The 19,006-nt window shown below is 63.6% G+C and carries 21 protein-coding genes, 1 tRNA gene and 1 pseudogene; 6 read left to right on the top strand and 17 right to left on the bottom strand.

The window, feature by feature from the left end; genetic code table 11:
* Positions 1 to 50: 50 nt before the first annotated feature.
* Positions 51 to 314, top strand: a pseudogene (locus tag AYJ54_RS06065) (FAD-binding domain-containing protein); the annotation flags it as partial.
* Between the two features lie 66 nt (positions 315 to 380).
* The gene (locus AYJ54_RS06060) at positions 381 to 650 is read left to right on the top strand and encodes a hypothetical protein (protein ID WP_063697373.1); all 270 of its coding nucleotides are present in this window, start codon (positions 381 to 383) and stop codon (positions 648 to 650) included.
* Between the two features lie 54 nt (positions 651 to 704).
* On the opposite strand, the gene AYJ54_RS06055 is transcribed toward AYJ54_RS06060, so the two are convergent.
* From AYJ54_RS06055 to AYJ54_RS06045, 3 genes are all read right to left on the bottom strand, one after another.
* A complete protein-coding gene (locus AYJ54_RS06055; protein WP_063697372.1) occupies positions 705 to 1,448 on the bottom strand; it encodes a hypothetical protein in 744 nt (247 codons plus the stop codon).
* 114 nt (positions 1,449 to 1,562) lie between these two features.
* The gene (locus AYJ54_RS06050; RefSeq protein ID WP_063697370.1) at positions 1,563 to 2,435 is read right to left on the bottom strand and encodes a DMT family transporter; all 873 of its coding nucleotides are present in this window, start codon (positions 2,433 to 2,435) and stop codon (positions 1,563 to 1,565) included.
* 107 nt (positions 2,436 to 2,542) lie between these two features.
* Entirely contained in the window at positions 2,543 to 2,986 is a 444-nt protein-coding gene (locus tag AYJ54_RS06045) for a hypothetical protein (protein WP_063697369.1), read from the bottom strand.
* 294 nt (positions 2,987 to 3,280) lie between these two features.
* On the opposite strand from AYJ54_RS06045, the gene AYJ54_RS06040 reads away from it, so the two are divergent.
* Positions 3,281 to 3,544: a hypothetical protein gene (locus AYJ54_RS06040; protein WP_063697367.1), complete on the top strand. Its 264-nt coding sequence runs from the start codon at positions 3,281 to 3,283 to the stop codon at positions 3,542 to 3,544.
* A 27-nt stretch (positions 3,545 to 3,571) separates the two neighbouring features.
* Here the strand turns inward: AYJ54_RS06040 and AYJ54_RS06035 are convergent, their stop codons facing one another.
* Complete coding sequence (locus tag AYJ54_RS06035; RefSeq protein WP_063697365.1) at positions 3,572 to 4,030, bottom strand: host attachment protein; 459 nt, start codon at positions 4,028 to 4,030, stop codon at positions 3,572 to 3,574.
* Positions 4,031 to 4,355: 325 nt separating this feature from the next.
* On the opposite strand from AYJ54_RS06035, the gene AYJ54_RS06030 reads away from it, so the two are divergent.
* Complete coding sequence (locus AYJ54_RS06030) at positions 4,356 to 4,637, top strand: hypothetical protein (protein ID WP_063697363.1); 282 nt, start codon at positions 4,356 to 4,358, stop codon at positions 4,635 to 4,637.
* A gap of 534 nt (positions 4,638 to 5,171) precedes the next feature.
* On the opposite strand, the gene AYJ54_RS06025 is transcribed toward AYJ54_RS06030, so the two are convergent.
* From AYJ54_RS06025 to AYJ54_RS06000, 6 genes are all read right to left on the bottom strand, one after another.
* Positions 5,172 to 5,996 carry a DUF2182 domain-containing protein gene (locus tag AYJ54_RS06025; RefSeq protein WP_063697361.1) on the bottom strand — a complete coding sequence of 275 codons (825 nt, stop codon included), beginning with the start codon at positions 5,994 to 5,996 and terminating at the stop codon, positions 5,172 to 5,174.
* Positions 5,997 to 6,057: 61 nt separating this feature from the next.
* Positions 6,058 to 6,690: a DUF1326 domain-containing protein gene (locus AYJ54_RS06020; RefSeq protein ID WP_063697359.1), complete on the bottom strand. Its 633-nt coding sequence runs from the start codon at positions 6,688 to 6,690 to the stop codon at positions 6,058 to 6,060.
* A gap of 554 nt (positions 6,691 to 7,244) precedes the next feature.
* A complete protein-coding gene (locus tag AYJ54_RS06015; RefSeq protein WP_063697357.1) occupies positions 7,245 to 7,778 on the bottom strand; it encodes a hypothetical protein in 534 nt (177 codons plus the stop codon).
* Positions 7,779 to 7,964: 186 nt separating this feature from the next.
* Positions 7,965 to 8,041, bottom strand: a tRNA-Arg gene (locus tag AYJ54_RS06010).
* 148 nt (positions 8,042 to 8,189) lie between these two features.
* Entirely contained in the window at positions 8,190 to 8,657 is a 468-nt protein-coding gene (locus AYJ54_RS06005) for a hypothetical protein (protein ID WP_063697569.1), read from the bottom strand.
* Between the two features lie 163 nt (positions 8,658 to 8,820).
* Positions 8,821 to 9,411: a hypothetical protein gene (locus AYJ54_RS06000; protein WP_063697355.1), complete on the bottom strand. Its 591-nt coding sequence runs from the start codon at positions 9,409 to 9,411 to the stop codon at positions 8,821 to 8,823.
* Between the two features lie 220 nt (positions 9,412 to 9,631).
* Between AYJ54_RS06000 and AYJ54_RS05995 the strand changes: the two genes are divergently transcribed.
* Positions 9,632 to 10,015 carry a VOC family protein gene (locus tag AYJ54_RS05995; protein WP_063697566.1) on the top strand — a complete coding sequence of 128 codons (384 nt, stop codon included), beginning with the start codon at positions 9,632 to 9,634 and terminating at the stop codon, positions 10,013 to 10,015.
* Positions 10,016 to 10,066: 51 nt separating this feature from the next.
* Here the strand turns inward: AYJ54_RS05995 and AYJ54_RS05990 are convergent, their stop codons facing one another.
* Entirely contained in the window at positions 10,067 to 10,564 is a 498-nt protein-coding gene (locus AYJ54_RS05990; RefSeq protein WP_063697353.1) for a hypothetical protein, read from the bottom strand.
* Positions 10,565 to 10,823: 259 nt separating this feature from the next.
* On the opposite strand from AYJ54_RS05990, the gene AYJ54_RS05985 reads away from it, so the two are divergent.
* Positions 10,824 to 11,174, top strand: coding sequence for a GrlR family regulatory protein (locus AYJ54_RS05985; protein WP_063697351.1), 351 nt, complete (start codon positions 10,824 to 10,826; stop codon positions 11,172 to 11,174).
* Positions 11,175 to 11,302: 128 nt separating this feature from the next.
* On the opposite strand, the gene AYJ54_RS05980 is transcribed toward AYJ54_RS05985, so the two are convergent.
* The 6 genes from AYJ54_RS05980 to AYJ54_RS05955 all read right to left on the bottom strand — a co-directional run bounded on the left by AYJ54_RS05980 (position 11,303) and on the right by AYJ54_RS05955 (position 18,818).
* Positions 11,303 to 13,990, bottom strand: coding sequence for a PAS domain S-box protein (locus AYJ54_RS05980; RefSeq protein ID WP_063697349.1), 2,688 nt, complete (start codon positions 13,988 to 13,990; stop codon positions 11,303 to 11,305).
* Between the two features lie 133 nt (positions 13,991 to 14,123).
* Complete coding sequence (locus AYJ54_RS05975; protein ID WP_063697347.1) at positions 14,124 to 15,038, bottom strand: DMT family transporter; 915 nt, start codon at positions 15,036 to 15,038, stop codon at positions 14,124 to 14,126.
* A gap of 81 nt (positions 15,039 to 15,119) precedes the next feature.
* Positions 15,120 to 15,914, bottom strand: coding sequence for an NUDIX hydrolase (locus AYJ54_RS05970; protein ID WP_063697345.1), 795 nt, complete (start codon positions 15,912 to 15,914; stop codon positions 15,120 to 15,122).
* Between the two features lie 4 nt (positions 15,915 to 15,918).
* The gene (locus AYJ54_RS05965; RefSeq protein ID WP_063697343.1) at positions 15,919 to 16,872 is read right to left on the bottom strand and encodes a dihydrodipicolinate synthase family protein; all 954 of its coding nucleotides are present in this window, start codon (positions 16,870 to 16,872) and stop codon (positions 15,919 to 15,921) included.
* 132 nt (positions 16,873 to 17,004) lie between these two features.
* Entirely contained in the window at positions 17,005 to 17,883 is an 879-nt protein-coding gene (locus tag AYJ54_RS05960) for an SDR family oxidoreductase (RefSeq protein WP_063697564.1), read from the bottom strand.
* A 74-nt stretch (positions 17,884 to 17,957) separates the two neighbouring features.
* On the bottom strand, positions 17,958 to 18,818 hold the full coding sequence (locus AYJ54_RS05955; protein ID WP_063697341.1) for a MaoC/PaaZ C-terminal domain-containing protein: 861 nt from the start codon (positions 18,816 to 18,818) through the stop codon (positions 17,958 to 17,960).
* Positions 18,819 to 19,006 lie beyond the last annotated feature (188 nt).

Genomic DNA, 19,006 nt, shown 5'->3' with positions numbered 1-19,006 from the left:
CTCGAGATTCCGGGTTCGGTTCTTTGGACCGCCCCGGAATGACCAGAGTCGCCGACGCCGCAGCCTATTTCTGCGTGTTCAAACCGGTGCTCCAGGGTGACAGGTTCGATCCTGACGGAGCCTATGTCCGGCGCTGGGTGCCGGAGCTGAAGGCGCTGCCGACGAAGCTGATCCATCAGCCCTGGCGGGCAACGCCGATCGGGCTTGCGAGCACCGGCATCACGCTCGGCACAACCTATCCGCAGCCGATGATCGATCACAGCGCGGGCCGCGAGCGCGCGTTAGCTGCGTACGCAAATATCCGCAAAGGTTGAGCGTTGCTTTGACACAATTTCGAATTCCGCTATCGTCATCGCTCCGTTCAAACCCTGGGGGACGATATGGACGATGAGAAGCCTGTAACCGAACAGGCGATGGAGACGATCACCACCGCCGTGGAAGCGACCAAGGACGCCGCGGTCACCGCCGTCAAGAAAGTCAGGAAAGCCGCCAAGACGGTCGCGAAGAAGGCAGGGCCCAAGAAGGCCGCCAAGAAGAAGGCCAAGAAGACCGCGAAGAAGTCTTCGAAGAAAACGGCCAAGAAGACCGCGAAGAAAGCGGTAAAGAAAACCGCCAAGAAGAAAAAGAAGGCGAAGAAGACCAAGCGCTGATCGCAGGCTCGAGAGCAGGTCTCCGGGTGCAAGCGCCCGGAGGCTTCGCCCGCCCTAGCCCCGCCGCTTGGACGCGCGCCTGCCGGGGTGATGCCCCCCTTTCGGATCGCGAAATTCGCTGCGATGACCGCGCCGGTCTTCCTTGGCGAAGCGACGCCGCTTCTCAGGCGATCCGAAGGCTTTGATCACCTTCCTGCCGTTGACCTTCTTGATGACATAGCCGCCCTCGGTCATCGTGAACGGCGCCTTCAGTGATCCCTTGTGATCGAACTTGGTGCCGCGGGGATGATCGAACGGCTCGAACCAGGACGGATAGACGAAGTTCGACATCGGAAAGCCGTCGACGACGAAGGACTCCTCCTCCACGGCATCGCAGACCTCATAGGCGTATTGCGTATTCCTGTTCTTTTCGGCCCACAGATTGGCCATGGGATCGAGCACCATCTCGAACAGCTCGTGCGAGGCCGCCATGCTGACCGGCTCATCGCCGAGTGCCTTGACGAATATCTTTGAGATCGGCTGACCGCGATGCGTCAGCTCGTGGCGCCCTAGCATGCCCTTGTGGGAAGCGTCGTCGAAATAGATCAGCTGCCAGTCCACCGGCTCCGGTTCCTGGGCAACGCGGAGATCGACCGGATAGCCCCACACCGGCAGGAAATGCTTATCGTAGCACTTCTGGAGCGCGGCGGTGAGCTTCTCCATCATCCGATCGTTGATCGTGTTTTCGGCATAGTTGATGCAGGCAATCCGAACCGGCTTCATAGACCTGCCGAGCAATGCACGTCTGGCCTTTTTCATGGAAATCACCGACTGGAAAGGGAAAGAAAAAGGGAAACTGAAATAAGTTGCCCCAGCCTAGCATGAACGGCGACACACGTCAGGGGTGTATTCTGTCGCTCCAGCCCGACCGTCCTAGAAGCGCCGGTTGACCAGGAACACCGCTGCCGCGCAGATCGCGACGCCGGCGATCGCGAGTGCGTCGAGCCTTTCCCCGAACAGCACATAGGCCATCAGCGCCGTGACGGCTGGCACCAGGTAGAACAGGCTCGCAACCGAGGTCGCCGCGGCATTGCGGATCAGCCAGTACAACAGCCCGATCGATCCGATCGAGAGCACGACGGCAAGCCAGGCGAGCGCGAGCACGAATTCCCGCGTCCAGTGCACCACGCGGTCCTCGAACAGGAAGGCACCCGCCGCAAAGAAGACCGTCACGGCGGCGTATTGCACGAGATTGCCGGCGCGCCAGTCGATGTGATTGCAGTAGCGTCGCTGATAGAGCGTGCCGAGCGTGATGCTGATCAGCGAGACCACCGAGGCGAGCCAGCCGAGGCCGGCCTCGCCCGTCATGGGACGATTGTGCAGGATCAGGACAACGCCGCCGAGACCGAGCAACAGGCCGCCCCATTGCACCGGCGTCACCCGCTCGCCGAGCCAGCGGTTCGCGATGGTCGAGGTCAGGATCGGTTGCAGTCCCGGGATCAACGCCGACAATCCCGCCGGAATCGAATGCGCAATCGCGATCGCGGTGCCGCCGAGATAGAAGCCATGGACGAGGATGCCGGCGACCGCGCTATGCGCGATGCCGATACGGTCAGGCCATTTCGGTCGCGCGATCGCTGCGATGATAGCCATCAGGCAGACGACCACCGCCATGCGGATGGCGAGATAGGTCAGCGGGTCGGCGTTGTTGATGACGTATTTGGTGCCGATGAATCCGGTGCTCCAGAGCACGACGAACAGTATCGGCGCCGCGCGCGCGGCCAGGGAGTGTTGATTATGATTCATTGCCGCCCTCCTTGCCCGAGCAGGGACTGTGCAGCAATGCGAATTTCTGCCTTGGCGGATGCTGCGCTGCAGGGCCGACCGCTCGAACGGCGGTCCAGTTCAGCCCCTCACCATTCGGTCGGACAGGGATCGACGATCTTCCAGAGATCGACCCCGTTCTTGATCTTCTTCATGTCGGTGGTCAGCCCGCCATTGCGGCGAATCCAGTCCTTCACCGTGTCGGGATAGTAGGACATCAGATCGGACGTCCCTGCGGCGCTGGTGACCTTGATGCCGAAGGTGAAGGCCTTGTCGTAATAGGCCTGGTGGAAGCCGAGGCTCGCGCGGGGCGTCACACAGATCTTGTTCATCGGCACGATGCCCAGCACCAGCGTGCAGGCCGAATTGCAGATGCCGTCGATGATGACCCGCTCGCCCTTTTCGCGGACGCGCTGGTACTTCGCCTTGTACTCCTCGACATAGCCGCCATGGTCACGAGTGATGTGCAGATCGGCGCGCGCCGGCGTGGCGGCGACGGAGAGCAACAGCAGGCTTAAGAGCGTGATGCGCATAGCAAAGTGGCGGCGGAAGCCCCTGCAGGAATGAGCCGGCCTCGAAGAACACCCCAAGGGGCCGGCAGACGGAATCTTGATCGAATTCTCTTTGGTCACACTTGTGTGGGGATTTCGTTAAGCATTCCGAAAAGGCCAAAAATGGGCAGGTCGCGCCGGCCCCCGGGTATTTCGGCCACACCCAGCCGGGAATCGCCGGGATCGAAGGCGATTTTCGGCCCTGGGACGGGTGCCCAGCCCGCCCGAAATGGCTATAAGAGACGGGTCTGTTAGCGCCGCTTCCGGAGAATCGAGATGAGCAAGTTGAAGCTGATTGCCGCGGTTGCTGTCCTGTCGGCGGCAACGCTTGCCTCCAGCCTCTCGGAGGCACGCGTGCATCACCGGCACCACCGCCACTATGCCCATCCGCTTCCCTATCCGATCAGCTATCTGCATAATTACGGCCCCGGGATCACCCCAGGCACCTTCGCCTATTACGACGGCCCGTCGAACATCCACTGCTATCAGAGCTCGGCCGCCTATATCGGCCAGGACGGGCGCCGGCACCCCTGCTTCTGAGGGGCGCCCACCTCCCGCCCGCGAGCTTTATTTGGCGGCTCCCGACAGCAGCAGCTGCTTTTCGATCTCGTAGACCGGGAGCTTGACGAGGTCCTTGCCGACCTCGCCCTGGAGCGCCTTGCGCACGGCGTCGGAGTAATCGGCGCGGATCATGCCGAGCGCGCGCGGTGAGGCTACCATGGTCAGCGCCGAGGTCTCGCCTGAACTGACAGCTGTATCGAGTCGGCCGGCCAGGGTCCGCACGAAGGCGCGTTCGGCCTCGTCATGCCAATCGGTCTGCTCGACCGAACTGCGTGCACCAGCTGCCGCATCGAATCTGCCCGGCGCGTCGGTCCCTTGCGCGCTGGTCGGCGGGTTGGTCTGCTCGTGGACCTCCCGGGTATGAAGGTTCGGAAACATCTCGTCGCCGAGATTCTCCAGGATGAGCGCCTTGCGCCCGTCGCACACGACGAGCCAGTCGCCTTTGTCGATTCTCATCTTGCTCATTGAACTGCTCCAAACAAATTTGCTGGCCCGCCTCTCCTGACTGACGCAGGGCGATCAGTCCGAGACGCCTTCGAATTGCTCGAAAGACTGCCTAGCGCGACAAGCTTACGGTGAAGCCCGCCATGCGAATTGCGCGAGATCAAACATGCCGGTGCTCTCGCTACTGCCCGCGGGGCAAGTCCAAAGCTGAAGTAATCAGGCGGAGTTAGATCAGGCCTGCGGCGGACTGGCTGAAGATTTATTCATCAGCATTACATTTCGGCTCCGCCACAATTTGATCAGAACCTCTTTCGATATAGGTCGCGTATGCGGAGGAAGAAATCACATGAAGCTTAACATTGGCCTCGTTGCCGCGTCCTTGTTTGGTGCCATTGCGGCATCGCCGGCGGCGTCCGCCATGCCCATTGCACCTGCGCCGCAGGTCTCTGACGCCGAGCAGGTCCGCCTGGTCTGCAATCCCTGGGGGCGCTGCTGGGAGCGCCCGGACTATTATGGATACTATGGCCCGAGATATTACGCGCCACGGTACTACGGCTACGGCGGCCCGAGATATTATGGCCCAAGATATTATGGTCCGCGCTATTACGGCTATTATCGCGGCTGGTGAAATTTGAAGGGGCCTTCGGGCCCCTTCGCCTTTGCCGGGCGGCGTATCTCGGCCACCTATCGGGAGCGCCATGCGCACATAGACCGATTCCAAAACTGATCTAGATCAAGGAGAAAAAATGCCGCCGCGCCACCATGCGCCGATGGCGGATTTCATCGTTTTCCAGTGCCCCCAGACGGGCATGAATGTGCAAACTCACCTGGAGAGACAGCCGAAGCTCCAGGGGCGGAGCGTCGAGGCGTTCAGCTGTCCCGCCTGCACGCGAGTCCATCTCATCGATCTCGCCTCCGGTCGGCCGATGACCCGGGAGCGTTGATGCGGGGAAGCATCCATCGGGCGCTTCCTATCGACTATCGGTCCCTTTGGTTGGACGGGATTCGAAGAACCTCAACACCTGCCCGCTTCGCATGATGACCGCAACGGTACGGTCCGCTCTGCGTCTTGCGGTTTCAGGAAGCAATGGAGGGACGGCAAGATCGAGTTGCACTTGCGGTGTTGCTGACGGCAAATCGAACTGAACATCAAGCAGGTTGCTCAGCGCTGCGGCAAGGACATCAGCAGCCAGGCGCCCCAGGCCACGCACGCAATGCCGGCAGCACGCGCGATCCAGCGTCCGACCGGCGCAAGTTTCTCCAAAAGGATAAGCAGCGCCAAAAGCGCAATCCAGAGCACGTTCATCACCCCGCCTACGAACAAAAGCGCCATCAAAACCCAGCAGCAGCCGACACAATAGCCTCCGTGCCGAAGCCCCAGCAGCAGGCAGCCTCGTATGTCGTCGCGAAAGCCGCCGTGGCGCATCAGGAACAGAAACGGTGAGTGGCATTGGGCGAGACAGACGTCCTTGAGCGGTGTCCATTGATAGACTCCCGCCGCGATCAGCACGGTTGCGCCGAGCAGGTTGCTGGCGATCGTCATGCGGGAATCCAGCAGGGCCGCCCGCTCGATGACCCATTGGATAAAGGTTGCTGCCAGCGAAAAGCCGGTCCAGGCGAGGAGATAACCGGCCGCAAACCAGCCGGTCGCAGCGAACGGCTTGCCCTGCGCTTTCCCGTGTCGACCCACGCGGGCGTACATGAGGATCATGGGCGCGGCCGAGGGCGCCATCATTCCGACCATCATCACCGCCCACATCAGGAACACATACGCGAACTCGATCGCTCGCCATGGCTCGCTTGCCGGCAGCATGATTCCGATCCCCGCCGGGATCATGCGAAACCCGGTCATGTCCATGCCGCCCATGTCCATGTCGTTGGCGAGCCAGAGCACATAGCCCCACGCCAGCGCGACAATGATCCCGATCGCGCCGCCGACGACCCAGCGATCGCGCCGCAGCACGGTTTCCAGGGGGCTGTCAGTCATTTGCGATCGATGTTGCTGGCCTTGTCACAGGGCCGCATTGCGAGCCGCATTGCGAGCCGCATCACGCCTGGTTCGACCAGCGGATCGGCGCATAGAGGCCGTTCTTGCCGGAATTATCCCAGCGCATGCCATGATCGCTGAACGTATTGCCGGGGGCGCCGACCGCCATCACCATGTTGTCGGGGCTAACCGGATGGCCGATGTTCGCCCACATTTCCCCGCTCGGATGCATGGTCGGCAGCGGATCGACGGACATGTGCAGAATACCCGGGATTTCAGCCGACCGCGTCTTGCCGTCGATCCGGAATGTGATCGGGACCTTGCGCACCCCCAGGTTCTTGCTGATCAGCGGTGTGAAGGCGGCCATGGGACCACCGGCAGCGCCGGTGAAGATCGCAGCTAGGGCCTCGGTCTGCCCATCGTCGGCGCGCTGATCGATATAGGCGGCCACCGACCAATCTCCGTCTGCCATGACCCCAGGCGCGTGGAGGACAACCAGAACATTGAGTCCATCGAGCGCGATGTCGCCATAGCGGCCACTCTCGACGTGAAAGATCAGTGGGACGTTACAAAAGCCCTCGGTCGGTCGCGAGGTCAACGGGGCGGCCGCTGACACGAGACACGGACACACGATGCTGCAACTGCAGTTCTCGAAATAGTCACCGGAAAGGTGCCAGGGGACCTGGTCCGCCATCGCTTTCCTCCCGCCGGCCCGTACCCCCCGCTGATGCATGCGGACGAAGTCGTTTGGACGGCGCCAGTCAACCAGAGGTTACCATTCTCTGGTTGGCCAAACAAGCTGGCGCGTGCCGGACGAAGCGGTGGCGGCATCGCTCACCCGAGGGTCCACTTGGTATTTTGAGCTGCGGCGTGCGGAGAGGCCGAATTGCGCCCCCGGCGTATTGTGGCGCGCCACGGCCGATGAAGATGGGCACCATTGCTTCGCCGTGGCGCTATGATGCCGCGGCTAGCCACGCGCTACAACCGGCGATACTGCGACGGCCTGCGATCTTGCACTACGCCTCGTTGGCGGGTGTCGTCCCAATATCGCAACGGGGTCCGCCACCCATTGATAGTGGCTGTGCCGATCAATCCCGAGGATTGACGTGATGAGCTTCGTTTTCAATCCAGGTCCGACGAGCTGACTGATGATTTCAGGGGGAAATGCCGCACTGACGGCATCCAACACGAAGGGCCTGCCAGAATGTCTTGATCGGCAGCCCCGTGCTGGCGGCGATAATCTGCTTTTCACGGCTTCCGGATTTGGTAGGTCAAATTCAGGTACGTACGGCGCGGCTCGTCGCGTCGGAAGGTCATTTCCAGCCGGTCATTCCCGCCGGCGGCTCCGAATGTCCAGTTCAGCTTGCCGATCACGCCATCTTTCGAGAATTCGGTGCCGGGCGAGGTAACCTCCTCGGCCGCCTCGATCGCCGGGGCGAGGTCTTGCCCATTCACGCCACTCGTGGTCATCGTACAACTGACCGAAGGCGCGCCACGGCTTCCCGAGAAATAAGCGTCCAGCTTGAAGGTCGCCGCGCCTCGCACAAGCTTCGCAAAGTAAATTAGGTCAAGCTCGTCGCCGCTCTCCATATCCGGAGTGAGATCGCCGTGCTCACTCTCGAAACCGGCCGCCTTCGCCAGACGCTGGAGCGTCGTTGGCAGAGCCGGCCGCCGAGCGCAGGTTTTCTCGAAAAAGTCCAATAGCGCGAGGCCGTTGTCGTCAGCCGCCGCGGAGATCGCGCCGAGACCTAGAAACAGGAGGCAAACCGGAATGCGCAACATGACGACGCGGCCCCACGGTAGATTGAAACTACCATTTTGCTCCTCAGGGAAAGACGAGGAGCGTACCTTTTCGACATTTTAGCCTCCCGGTCGTGGTGAGGACCATAGACAGTGCGCTCAATTCGGACAACGTGACGGCTTAATCGAAGAATCGAGGGATTTGGGCGGCGATAGCGGATTCCAAACTGGCGCGCTCGGAGAGATTCGAACTCCCGGCCCTCGGAATCGAAATCCGATGCTCTATCCAGCTGAGCTACGAGCGCTTCGGCCCAACGCCGGGCCGGTCACCGAGATAGCCTGATCGGCGGCGGGTGAGCCATCGCCAAGCGTACCGTTCGGATGTGTTCGAATTAGCAGAGAGACTTGACAATAGAAAGCCCTGCCCGCCCCGCTAAGGGCGGATCGCGGCACTCACCAGGTCATGTTGAAGAAGCCGAAATGCGGCTGCTGGGCCACCAGCATCATCGGCCTGCCGGTCGGCTGCGCCGGCCGGGCCCTCGCGATCTTGCGCTTGGGCTGCACCTTCTTGACGGCGGTTGCCGCTGACTTCGGCTCGCTCGGGATGAACTGCGCGAAGGTCTCGCGCACCCGCGCCTTCGCCGACATTTCATTCAGGGCGGGTGACGCGCTCGCCTGCACCGGCTGCGGTGCGGCGACAGCGGCCGTCTGCACGGCAGGCGCAGCAATCGTCGGCTGGCTGGTGTCGAGCACGACTCGTTCCGGCAGATGGCGATCCGACCGGATCCGGATCGGCGGCGGGTCGTTGCTTGCGGTCGCAATACCCTGCACAGCAGGTGGCGCCGGCAGGACGAAATTCGCCGCCAATAACAGTGCGAGCAACGCTCCACCGACGAACATGAAATACCGAAAGATGGGCATTGGCATCGCTCCGCTCGCGCGCATCCATGCGTGAGCACTCCGCCTCAACCGGCGATCCTTTAATTGGTTCCTTCGCCGGCCGTTCGGTTCAACGGCGCCGCCAAGTTTTTCGATCTATGCCCGCAATGACAGTAACTTTTCCGCTACCGGGACATGCGGCACTTCACGCGCGCCGCGCTGCTACCAGGGAACATTTGGCCTGATCGGCATTAACGTTGATGAAGCCGACAGCGACGTGCGCAAACGTCTTGCGGCTCCTCATGCTCACGGTTTCGGGAAGCACGCGGCTGCGATCGGTCAGGTGGCTGCCGTCGCGCCGGGTAAAGGCACAGACGATCTCGAGGTCCTTCACGGCATAATCATTGTCGTTGCGTAAGGTGAAGGTCACCAAAGCTTTTGAGCCAAGCCCGCCGCGCCGCCAGGTCTGGGAGGAAATCCGAAGACGATCGAGCCCCGCTGCCTCCAGGGTTTGGGCCACCGAGGGTGCCGAAGCCGTTCCGGCCTGGTTAGTAGAAGGAGATGTGGCCGGAGCGGGATCAACGGCCGCCAACTCGGATTTCCCCGACTCGCCTTGAGCGCTGTTGCCTTTGGAGGAAGGCATCAGCATCCAAACGCCGCATCCGACAACAAGTGCTGCCAGGAGCCACAGGAGGCTTCGGCCAAGTGAAACGCTTGCGATCGTCGCGGCCCGCGCCAGACGGTCGCCGATCCCAGCGAAGCGTCGCAACCCGATCCGGTCAAACCCTGCGTTCATGGGTGCGTCACCGATAGCGGCCGAAGCATGTCTCTAGTGTCGCGCTTCATCTCAGGCCGAGACGGCTTTTCGATGATGGATTCGGCCACTGCTGACCTTAATCCAGCGGACGAATTATGGTTCCCGCGCTCATGCGAATCCGGCAAGGACGGTGGCGATCGCCGACCGGGATCGCTATCATGCACTGCAACATCGCAAGCCCCCGTCGGGAGGAAATGAAATGCCAGTCGTCACTTGGGATCACGTCCATCTGCGCAGCCCCAATCCGGAGGCCACGGCGGCCTGGCTGCGGGATATCCTCGGTGGCGAGATCGTGCGCGCTCCGGGACGGATCGACGTGAACCTTGGCGGTGCCAAGATCTTCATTGCGCCGCTGGAGGGTGAAAGCGCCGTCAGCCCGCCGCCGCCGCACCCCCATCAGGGCCTCGATCACTTCGGCCTCACGGTGAAGGACATCGACGCCGTCGCCGCCGAGATCAAGGCCAAGGGCGTCGAGTTCACGCGCGAGCCGACGACGATCCGGCCCGGCGTCCGAATCTGCTTCATCCGCGGTCCGGAAGGCATCTCCATCGAACTGCTCGAGCGCGACAAGAAGTATACCTGACGCGGCAAGGCCGCATCAGGCTCGGCCAAGCCCGAGCTCTACGCATCGAGACTACGTCATGCTGCCCGGCATGAAGCAGCGGATGGTGACGCCCATGTAGCCGTAGATCGGCCATACCATGGTACGTCCAACCCGGTTGGGCTCCGAGATCACGGCTTCCTCGGGCACATCAACCCAGACGAGTTCCTGCTGCTGGCCGCCGGTCACATAGTCATAGCGCGGGACGCGGACACGATAGTGCCCGTCCTTGCTCTCCCAGTCGGAGTCCGAGATCGCCGAACCGTCAGCATCGGAGCAACATGGTCCCTTGCCGCTTCGTAGTCCGTCGAACCAGGCCTTCAGGTCGGCATTGGTGTTGACGAACTGGCCGCGATCGCGCGCGTGTCCGAAGGGCGCGGCGAGCGCAAGCAGGAGGAACACGCAGCCCAGCCCGCGCGCGCTACGCCAGCGTGTCGCGCGGCCAACTCTCCGCCGTTCTGCTTCGCAATTCGTGGGACGCGTACCGTACAGACGCGGCTCATCACCGCCGGAATTGATCCAGTTGGTCACGTTCGTCTTGCTCCAGCACCCCGCGGCCAGTGCAATGATGGTTATGCATTTCGCGGGCCAACTCTGATTCGCAACGACTGGTCCCGCTTCAGTATGAGACCGTCATATTCGCGTCACACACAAGCCGGGACAACTACGGCTCGCGGCATCGACCGAAGCTGCCGGCCAGAAAACTGCCGCGTTGCGCGGGCGAACGTGCTTTGGCATAAAAGCTGGACCGGTACGCCAAGGGGCGAAGGTGGGCCGGCTGCGGGACGTAATGAAAAATGGCCTTTATTCGATTCACGTGACGCTGCTCGATGGTCGAGTCGGCAAGGGCAGCGGCGTGATTCTTTTCCGCGACGGCAAGATCCTCGGCGGCGATGCCTATCTCTATTACACCGGCAGCTACAAGGTGAGGGACAACACCTTCAAGGGCGAGGTGCTGGTGCAGCGGCACACCTCTCCGCGGAACGACGACAATCCGCTGTTCGGCGGCCCTGCCCCGGTCGGTATCGGCGTCAGCGGCACCTTCACGAATACGCGTGCGGAAATGACGGGAACCGCGCTCGTCGGCAAGGCCAGCCAGATTTTCGGCGCGACACTGCACAAGCTTGCAGACGTGGACTAAAGCGCGATGACGTTGGGACGTATCCTCATCGCGCTTTGGGTTATTGTTTGAGCATGATCTCCGCGCAAACGCGTCCCGCATTTGTCGCGAGGGAAAGCCGCTGCACACTTTTCCGGATCATGCACTAGCTACTCCGCCGCCTGCTCGATCGGCGCCGTGCGCGGCAGGATCATCTGGATACGCGTACCGCCGCCCTGCTCGGAATCCAGATCGAGCCGCCCGCCGAGCCTGTTGGTGACGATGCTGTAGACGATGTGCAGCCCGAGGCCCGTACCGCCCTGGTCGCGCCGCGTCGTGAAAAACGGATCGAAGGCACGGCGGCGCACGTCGAGGCTCATTCCGCAGCCATTGTCGGAGAAGATGATCTCGACATTGTCCTTGCCGGACTCGCGCACCTGGATGTCGATGATCCCCGGCCGCCCGTCCGGGAAGGCGTGCGCCACAGCATTGAGGAACAGGTTGGTCAGCACCTGGCCGTACGGGCCGGGATAGCTGTTCATGGTCAGATCGGGCTGACACTCGACATTGAGCGTCAGATTGTGCTTGCGAAGGCCCGGCCGCAGGCTCAACACTACCTGCTCGGTGAGGTCGGCAAGGTCGAAGGTGCGCTGATCCGAATAGTTGCGGTCGGCCGCGACCTGCTTGAACGACTGGATCAGCTCGGCGGCACGGTTGAGATTGGCGACGAGCTGCGAGGACGCATCGCGGCTGGTGTTGAGATAATCGTTGAGCGTCGAGCGGCGCAGTTCGCCTCGCTCGACGTCGGCGCTGAACATCGCGGTCTTGCGCTCGAGCGCGGAGGCGACCGTGAGGCTGATGCCGACGGGATTGTTGACCTCATGCGCGACGCCGGCGACCAGCCGCCCGAGCGCCGCGAGCTTCTCCGCTTCGATCAGCGAAGCCTGGGTCTCGCGCAGATTGCGCAGCGCGGTCTCGGCGGCCTCCTTTGCCTTGCGCATCTCCTGCTCGCCGCGCTTGCGTTCGCCGATGTCGAGCGCCACGGTGACGATGCGCTCGATCTCGCCTTCGGTATCGAGCAGCGGCAGCTTGTTGACGAGCCATTGCCGCATGTTGCCGGAGGAGTCCTTGTACTCCTCCTCGTAGAAGCCGAGCCCCTTGCGGAACTTGAGCACCCTCTTGTCGTTCTCGTCGGTCTTGGCGGCACCGTAACGCGACATCAGGTCGGCGGTGGTGCGACCGAGCGCGTCGCCGGGCTCGATGCCGAAGATGCCGGCCATGTAGCGGTTCATCAGCACGTAGCGCAGATCGCGGTCCTTGACGTTGATGACGGCCGGCACGGTGTCGATGACCTGCTGCAACAGGCGCCGGCCTTCGGCGATGGCGTCTTCCGCGCGCTTCTGGTCCGTGATGTCGCGCAGCGTGCCCTCGTAGCGAACGATCCTGCCCTGCTCGTCCCGCACGCCGGTCGCGCTGTCGGAGAGCCACAGGATGTTGCCGCTGCGCTGGCGCACCTGGTACTCGAACTCGCGCACCATGCCGTCGCGCTCCATCAGCCGCTGATATTCTTCGCGGGCCTCGGGATGGACGTAGATCGTGTGGGCGATGTCGTTGATGCTGTCGATGAGATGCTGCGGGCTGTCGTAGCCCATCATCCGCGCCAGTGCCGGATTGGCGTTGAGGAGGTCTCCGGCCGGGGTCGTGACGTAGATGCCGTCGACCGAGCCCTCGAACAGCTTGCGGTAGCTCTCCTCGGCGAGACGCTGCTCGGTCAGCGCGCGCACCGCCGCCTCGCGCGCCATGTCAGCTTCCTCCAGCGCGCGGCGGAATACCTCGGCCGCGCGCGCGATGTCGCCGATCTCGTTGTCGAGGTCGGCCGACGGAATCGAGGTCTGCTTCTCTCCGGCCGCGAGCGCACGGATCGACCTTGCGATCTGGGCGAGCGGACGGACGGTCCGCCGCACGACGAACAACGCCGCGCCGATGCCGATCAGGACGCCGATCGTGCCGAGCACGATGCTCTGCCACCGCGCCTCCGTCAGCGTGCGGGCGAAGTCGCGCGACAGCACATGGCCGCGCCGCGCGCTGACCTCGCGCAGCAGCTCGGTGACGCGCCCGATCAGCCGTCCCTCGGTGCCCAGCACCTCGCGATCGATATCCGCGATCTGCCGTTCCCGGACGGCGACGGCGATGATGGCTTCGGCGTAGTCGTTCACGGCCGACTTCAGTTTGGCGTCGGTGATGTCCATCGTCCGCATGCTCTGCGCGGCCTGCTCGGCCGCGGACGGATTGCGCGCGAGCAGCCCCAGCGCGATCCGGCTCTGCGCCTCCGACAGGCGGGATGCGAGCTCGCGATCCGCAATTGCGGCGACGGCCGCGTCGAACTGGTCACGCAGCGGCGGCAGGCCGGCGAGCAGCTGGGCGCGCCGGTCGATCAGGGTCGATATCCGCTCCAGCCCGCTGCGATAGGTCGCGAGCCGCTCGGTGACCCCGTCGATCATGTCCTGCTGCTCGGGCGCAAGCTCGATGCGGGTCTTCTTCAGGATGTCGCTGAGCGTCGCGGCCGCTTCGCCGACCTGCTTGAACTGGATGCCTGCGCCGGGATCGGTGACGAAGTCGCGCGCGGCAAGCCGCAATTCGTTCATGCGCCGGTCGATGTCCTCGGCGAGGTCACCGACACTCTGTAGACGCTGCAACTCGGCGAAGGTGGAATCGATATGCCGGATCGCGATCACGCTCGCGGTCGAGGTGACGATGATCACCGCCAGCACCAGGATGAAGCTGCCGAACGTGAGCTGGCCGATGGAAAGCGAAAATATGCGCTTCTTCTCGGGGTTCGGCGTCAATTCGGCGGACATTTGTGCTGGACCGGGCTCCTGGCGGCCCAATATACGACGTATTGCGGCCCCGGGGAAACATGCCTTGGCCCTCGGAATATCCTTAATATTGCAGTCCGCCGCCTTCCCCTCCCCCCTGATTAACCACTCGATATCAGGACGTTTTGACGCTCGCCGGGCCCCAGGCCGGGATCGTCATGGCGGCGACGCCGATGACGACGCAGGCAAGCCCGATCCAGACGGTTTGGCTCAAGGTTTCGCCGAGGAAGGCGACGCTGATGGCGACCCCGATCGGCACGCGGAGATAGGCCTGCGCGGTGGTGCCGACCGAGCCGAGGGTCTGGATCAGGCGGAAGTAGATCGCGAACGCCGCCGCGGTCGAAAAGACGGCGAGCGCAAGCAGCGCCAGCACCGAGCTCAGCGACGGTGACAGCGTCCAGGGCTGCTCGACCACGAGCGAGGCCGGGATCAGGGCCGCCGTCCCTGCAAGCAGCGAGCCGGCGGCGGGCGCCATCGGATCGAGGCCCTTGAAGCCGCGGCTGAAGATCGCGGCGCAGGCGTAGCAGATGGTGGCGGCGACGATGGCTGCTTCCGCCACGATGCCGCGGCCGACGTCATGGAACGCATCGACGCCGACGATCAGGCAGATGCCGGCCATGCCGGCGACCACGCCCACCAGCTTGCGCGGCGTCGTCGCCTCGTGCCTGGTCACGATGGCCGTGAACACGAAGGTGAAAATCGGCGCGGCCGAATTGAGGATGGTGGCGAGCGCGGCATCGACATGACGCTCACCCCAGGCGATCAGCGTCCAGGGGATCACGCTGTTGAGCACGGCCTGGAAGGCGAAGCGCTGCCACGTCGCGGCGTCCGTCGGCATCTTGATGCCGCGCGCCTGCATCGCTGCGAGCACCAGCAGGCCGGCGATCGCGGTGCGCGCCGCGATCAGGGTGATCGGCGGAATGGTGGCGACGCCGAGCTTGATGAAGGTGTAGGAGCCGCCCCAGAGCGTTGCGAGCGCGACCAGCAGTGCCAGCTCGACGGTGATGTTGGTATCCTGCCGGCTGTCCATGTCACGCGTTCCGTCCTGCTCCCGAGGGACGGAACTTACCGCGGCTGTGCTCGTCGATAATTCGCTGCGTATCGAAGTGTGTCAGCCGACGGCGCCGACCTCGAACACTTCGCCGTCATAGCCGGCCTCGCGCGGAATGCGGAGCTGACGGCCGCTTTCGGTCTTGGTCATCACCGGCATCACCGTGACGATGGACATGTCGCGGGCATGGTCGAGCGCCGCATTGACACTCCCCTGCTTCGCGAGCCGGATCAGGTTGCGCGTGGTCGGGAATGGCAGCTTGAAGCGGCCACTCTCGCCGCCCTCGACCGCCTCGCGCGGCGACACCCAGATCGAATCCGTCGACTCCCGCCCGTCATGCGCACCGAGCTGGTCGGGCGGCGCGGCGGCGAGAAAGAACCAGGTATCGAAACGCTTGGGCATGCCCTCCGGCGTGATCCAGTGCGCGTAAGGCACGAGCGTATCGAGCGCGAGCTGAAGGCCGTTGTCGGCCAAAATGCTGAGGAAGCTGATCTTGTGCTCGTTGAGCGCGACGCGATGCGCCTCCGCGATCTCGCCGGCGCGTTTGGCATCGACCGGCGCGCTCGAGCCTTTCAGCCGCGCCAGCAGAATGCCGCTCTCCTCAAACGTCTCGCGGATCGCGGCGATGCGGAAGCCGCGATCGGCCTCGCTGAGGCCCTCGCCGCCCGAATACAGGTCGGACCGGGCGACAATCTCGTTGTCGCCGGCATCGACACTGCCGCCAGGAAACACCAGCGCGCCCGAATTGAACTCGATCTGATGATGGCGAACCATCATGAAGACCTCTACCTCCTTCGCGCCGTCGCGCAGCAGGAGGATCGTCGAGGCGGGGCGTGATGCGGCGGTCTCGGGCATGCAACTAACCTGCGGCGCTCGATTGCGGCTGGAGATTGGCGCGCTTGTCGACGCGGGCCACGCGCGACAGGAGATAGTCGACCTCGGCCTTCGCCGCCGGCGTGATGGTCGCGCCGGGCTTGCGCTGGGCGCTGGAGGCAATGATGCCGCGCTTCTGGAGCACATATTTGCGCACGGCAAGGCCGGCGCCGGGCTGCTGCTCATAACGGATCAGCGGCAGATGCGCGTCGAACAGATCATGCGCGGCGTCGCGCTTGCTCTCCTTCGACAGCCGTACGACATCGATCAGAAGCTCGGGGAAGGCGTAGCCGGTCATGGCACCGTCCGCGCCGCGCTCCATCTCGAAGTCGAGGAACAGGCCGCCATTGCCGCAGAGGATCGAGAGCGGCCGCAGCGAGCCGTCCTTCTGGAAGTTACGCAAAGTCGAGATCTTTTCGAGTCCCGGCCAGTCCTCGTGCTTGAGCATCACGCAGTTCGCATTGTCCGTGACAATCTTGCGGATCACCGCGGGCGTGAACACCACCGACAGCGTCAGCGGATAGTCCTGGAGCACCCAGGGCACGTCGGGGCCGATGGCGTCGGCCGCCTGCTTGAAATAGGCGGTGATCTGGTCGTCGGTGCGCAACGAGGGCGGCGGCGCGATCATCACGCCGGCAGCACCGGCATCCATCGAGGCCCGCGCCAGCGAGCGCATCGAGGCAAAGCCCGGTGCGGAGACGCCGACGATCACCTGCATCTTCTTGGCGCGCTTGACGAAGCGCACCGCGACCTGCTCGGCTTCGGCCGCATCGAGCTTCGGCGCCTCGCCGAGAATGCCGAGCACCGTGACGCCGTCGCAGCCGACCTCCTCGTAGAAATCGGTCAGGCGGTCGATCGAGCGCTCGTCGATCCGGCCGTCATCGTGGAACGGCGTCGGCGCGATTGCGAAGGTGCCCTTGGCGTCGGCGGTGAGTTTCATCTTCTGTCCTTGTCTATCTCTCTTTCGTCATTCCGGGATGGCCCGAAGGGCCAGGCCCGGAATCCATAACCCCGACTGGTGGTTATGGATTCCGGGCTCGCGACTTCGTCACGCCCCGGAATGACAGTGTGGCTAAAACCGCCGCGCGCCCATCTTGATCTGCTCCTCGGAGAAGAAGATCTCCTTGGCGTGATCGACGATGTCCTGGGCCTTCCAGCCCGTATGCGGCGGTTTCCAGCCTTCCATCTCCATCATCCGCATTTCGCGCACGCCACGTGGCCCGGACACGCCCAGCACCTTGCCGGTCTGGTCGCCCGACAAATCGCTGACCATGTATAGCACGGCCGGCGCGATGCCGTCCGGCCCCAGCGCCGCACCGGGGTTCTCCTTATAGCGGGGCAGGTCTGCGGTCATGCGGGTCAGCGCCCCCGGGGCCAAGGTCCAGATCCGGATGTTGTACTTGCGGCCCTCGATCGCCAGCACGTTGGACAGGCCCCAGATGCCGCCCTTGGCCGCGCCGTAATTGGTCTGGCCGAAATTGCCAATCAGGCCCGAGGTCGAGGAGGTGTTGACGATGACGCCGCCACCGTTTTCCCGCATCCAGCGAAACACCGGCATGGTGCAACAAAAGGTACCCTTCAGGTGGACCTTGATCACCTTGTCCCAATCAGCCTCGGAGGCCTTGGCGAAGGTCTGGTCGCGCAAAATGCCGGCGTTGTTGACGAGGATGTCGGCGCGGCCGAAATGCTTGATGGCGTCGTCAAACACCGACTGCCCGCCCTCCATGGTGGAGATGTCGGCGCCGTTGGCGACCGCCTTGCCACCCTCGGCCTTGATCGCGTCGACCACCTGCTGCGCCATCGATTTGTCGGCGCCGGAGCCGTCACGGGGGCCGCCGAGGTCGTTGACGACCACCGATGCCCCTTCCCGCGCGAACAGCTTTGCGTAGGCCTCACCGAGCCCGCCGCCCGCGCCGGTGATCAGCGCAACCTTGCCGTCGAGTAGTCCCATGGTGGCTTCTCCCTGTTTGTTTTTGTTCACCTCTCCCCGCTTGCGGGGCGAGGGAGTGCGCCGCAGGTGCCTTCCTAACCCAGCACCGTCTTGCCGTTCTTGATCACCGTGACGCCGCGCGACTTCACCTTGGCTTCGAACGAGATCACGTTGCCGTCCTTCCAGAGGTCCATGGTCACGATCTCGCCGGGATAGACCGGCGAGGAAAAGCGCGCGACGTGCTGGCGGAAGGCGGATGGGTCGTAGTCGGCAAAGGTCTGGAGCACGCCGCGGCAGGTGATGCCGTAGGTGCACATGCCGTGCAGGATCGGGCGCGGGAAGCCGGCCTTCTTGGCGAATTCGGGATCGGAGTGCAGCGGGTTGCGATCGCCGCAGAGGCGATAGACCAGCGCCTGGTCGGGGCGCGTGGTGATGTCGATCGTCCTGTCGGGCGCGCGCGAAGGGATCTTGTGCGCATCGGGCTGGGTCAGGTTCGGGCCGCCAAAGCCGCCGTCGCCGCGGGCGAAGCGCGAGGCGACGAGCGTTGCGAGCTTCTCGCCCTTCTCGTTCTTCAGCACGGTCTGGTGGCTGATCACGACGCCCTTGTCCTTGCCCTTGTCGTAGACCTCGAGCACTGAGGAGTCCGCGGTGATGCGCGCAGCCGTCGGCAGCGGCTGATGGAAGGTGATGTCGCGCTCGCCGTCGACCACCATCACGCGGTTGAGATTCATCTCGCCGGGGCCCGAGCCCCACGCTGCGACGGAGGCAAACGTCGGCACCACCTTGAGCGGCCGCGGCGTCAGCGTGCCTTCATTGACGAAGGCGAGCTCGTTTTCGTCCATGGGATCGGCGCCGAGCCCGATGCCGTAGGCGTAGAGCATCACCTCGCGGTCGGTGTAGGCGTATTTCTGGCCGAGGTTTTTGAGGGCTTTGAGTTCTTCGTATCTGGCGGACATTTTCTTCTTCCTCCCCGGATGTCTCTCCGCGAGCAGCGGCCCCCGTTAATGTGCCCTCTCCCCTTGTGGGAGAGGGCAGCGAGAGCCGTGCAGCAAACTCGTTTGGGTGAGGGGTTGGCGCCGCAGAGAGAATCTTCCTTGGGATAGAGACCCCTCACCCGCCGTCGCTTGCGCGCCGGCACCCTCTC

The organism is Bradyrhizobium centrolobii, assembly GCF_001641635.1.
In the GTDB taxonomy this organism is placed as follows: Bacteria; Pseudomonadota; Alphaproteobacteria; order Rhizobiales; family Xanthobacteraceae; genus Bradyrhizobium; species Bradyrhizobium centrolobii.
This window is presented reverse-complemented; position numbering and strand designations above follow the sequence as displayed.

Bases quoted from the DNA above. Each gene is read 5' to 3' on its own strand.
- AYJ54_RS06060 (WP_063697373.1), top strand. From the start codon at position 381: ATGGACGATGAGAAGCCTGTAACCGAACAGGCGATGGAGACGATCACC.
- AYJ54_RS06055 (WP_063697372.1), bottom strand. From the start codon at position 1,448: ATGAAAAAGGCCAGACGTGCATTGCTCGGCAGGTCTATGAAGCCGGTT.
- AYJ54_RS06050 (WP_063697370.1), bottom strand. From the start codon at position 2,435: ATGAATCATAATCAACACTCCCTGGCCGCGCGCGCGGCGCCGATACTG.
- AYJ54_RS06045 (WP_063697369.1), bottom strand. From the start codon at position 2,986: ATGCGCATCACGCTCTTAAGCCTGCTGTTGCTCTCCGTCGCCGCCACG.
- AYJ54_RS06040 (WP_063697367.1), top strand. From the start codon at position 3,281: ATGAGCAAGTTGAAGCTGATTGCCGCGGTTGCTGTCCTGTCGGCGGCA.
- AYJ54_RS06035 (WP_063697365.1), bottom strand. From the start codon at position 4,030: ATGAGCAAGATGAGAATCGACAAAGGCGACTGGCTCGTCGTGTGCGAC.
- AYJ54_RS06030 (WP_063697363.1), top strand. From the start codon at position 4,356: ATGAAGCTTAACATTGGCCTCGTTGCCGCGTCCTTGTTTGGTGCCATT.
- AYJ54_RS06025 (WP_063697361.1), bottom strand. From the start codon at position 5,996: ATGACTGACAGCCCCCTGGAAACCGTGCTGCGGCGCGATCGCTGGGTC.
- AYJ54_RS06020 (WP_063697359.1), bottom strand. From the start codon at position 6,690: ATGGCGGACCAGGTCCCCTGGCACCTTTCCGGTGACTATTTCGAGAAC.
- AYJ54_RS06015 (WP_063697357.1), bottom strand. From the start codon at position 7,778: ATGTTGCGCATTCCGGTTTGCCTCCTGTTTCTAGGTCTCGGCGCGATC.
- AYJ54_RS06005 (WP_063697569.1), bottom strand. From the start codon at position 8,657: ATGCCCATCTTTCGGTATTTCATGTTCGTCGGTGGAGCGTTGCTCGCA.
- AYJ54_RS06000 (WP_063697355.1), bottom strand. From the start codon at position 9,411: ATGAACGCAGGGTTTGACCGGATCGGGTTGCGACGCTTCGCTGGGATC.
- AYJ54_RS05995 (WP_063697566.1), top strand. From the start codon at position 9,632: ATGCCAGTCGTCACTTGGGATCACGTCCATCTGCGCAGCCCCAATCCG.
- AYJ54_RS05985 (WP_063697351.1), top strand. From the start codon at position 10,824: ATGAAAAATGGCCTTTATTCGATTCACGTGACGCTGCTCGATGGTCGA.
- AYJ54_RS05980 (WP_063697349.1), bottom strand. From the start codon at position 13,990: ATGTCCGCCGAATTGACGCCGAACCCCGAGAAGAAGCGCATATTTTCG.
- AYJ54_RS05975 (WP_063697347.1), bottom strand. From the start codon at position 15,038: ATGGACAGCCGGCAGGATACCAACATCACCGTCGAGCTGGCACTGCTG.
- AYJ54_RS05970 (WP_063697345.1), bottom strand. From the start codon at position 15,914: ATGCCCGAGACCGCCGCATCACGCCCCGCCTCGACGATCCTCCTGCTG.
- AYJ54_RS05965 (WP_063697343.1), bottom strand. From the start codon at position 16,872: ATGAAACTCACCGCCGACGCCAAGGGCACCTTCGCAATCGCGCCGACG.
- AYJ54_RS05960 (WP_063697564.1), bottom strand. From the start codon at position 17,883: ATGGGACTACTCGACGGCAAGGTTGCGCTGATCACCGGCGCGGGCGGC.
- AYJ54_RS05955 (WP_063697341.1), bottom strand. From the start codon at position 18,818: ATGTCCGCCAGATACGAAGAACTCAAAGCCCTCAAAAACCTCGGCCAG.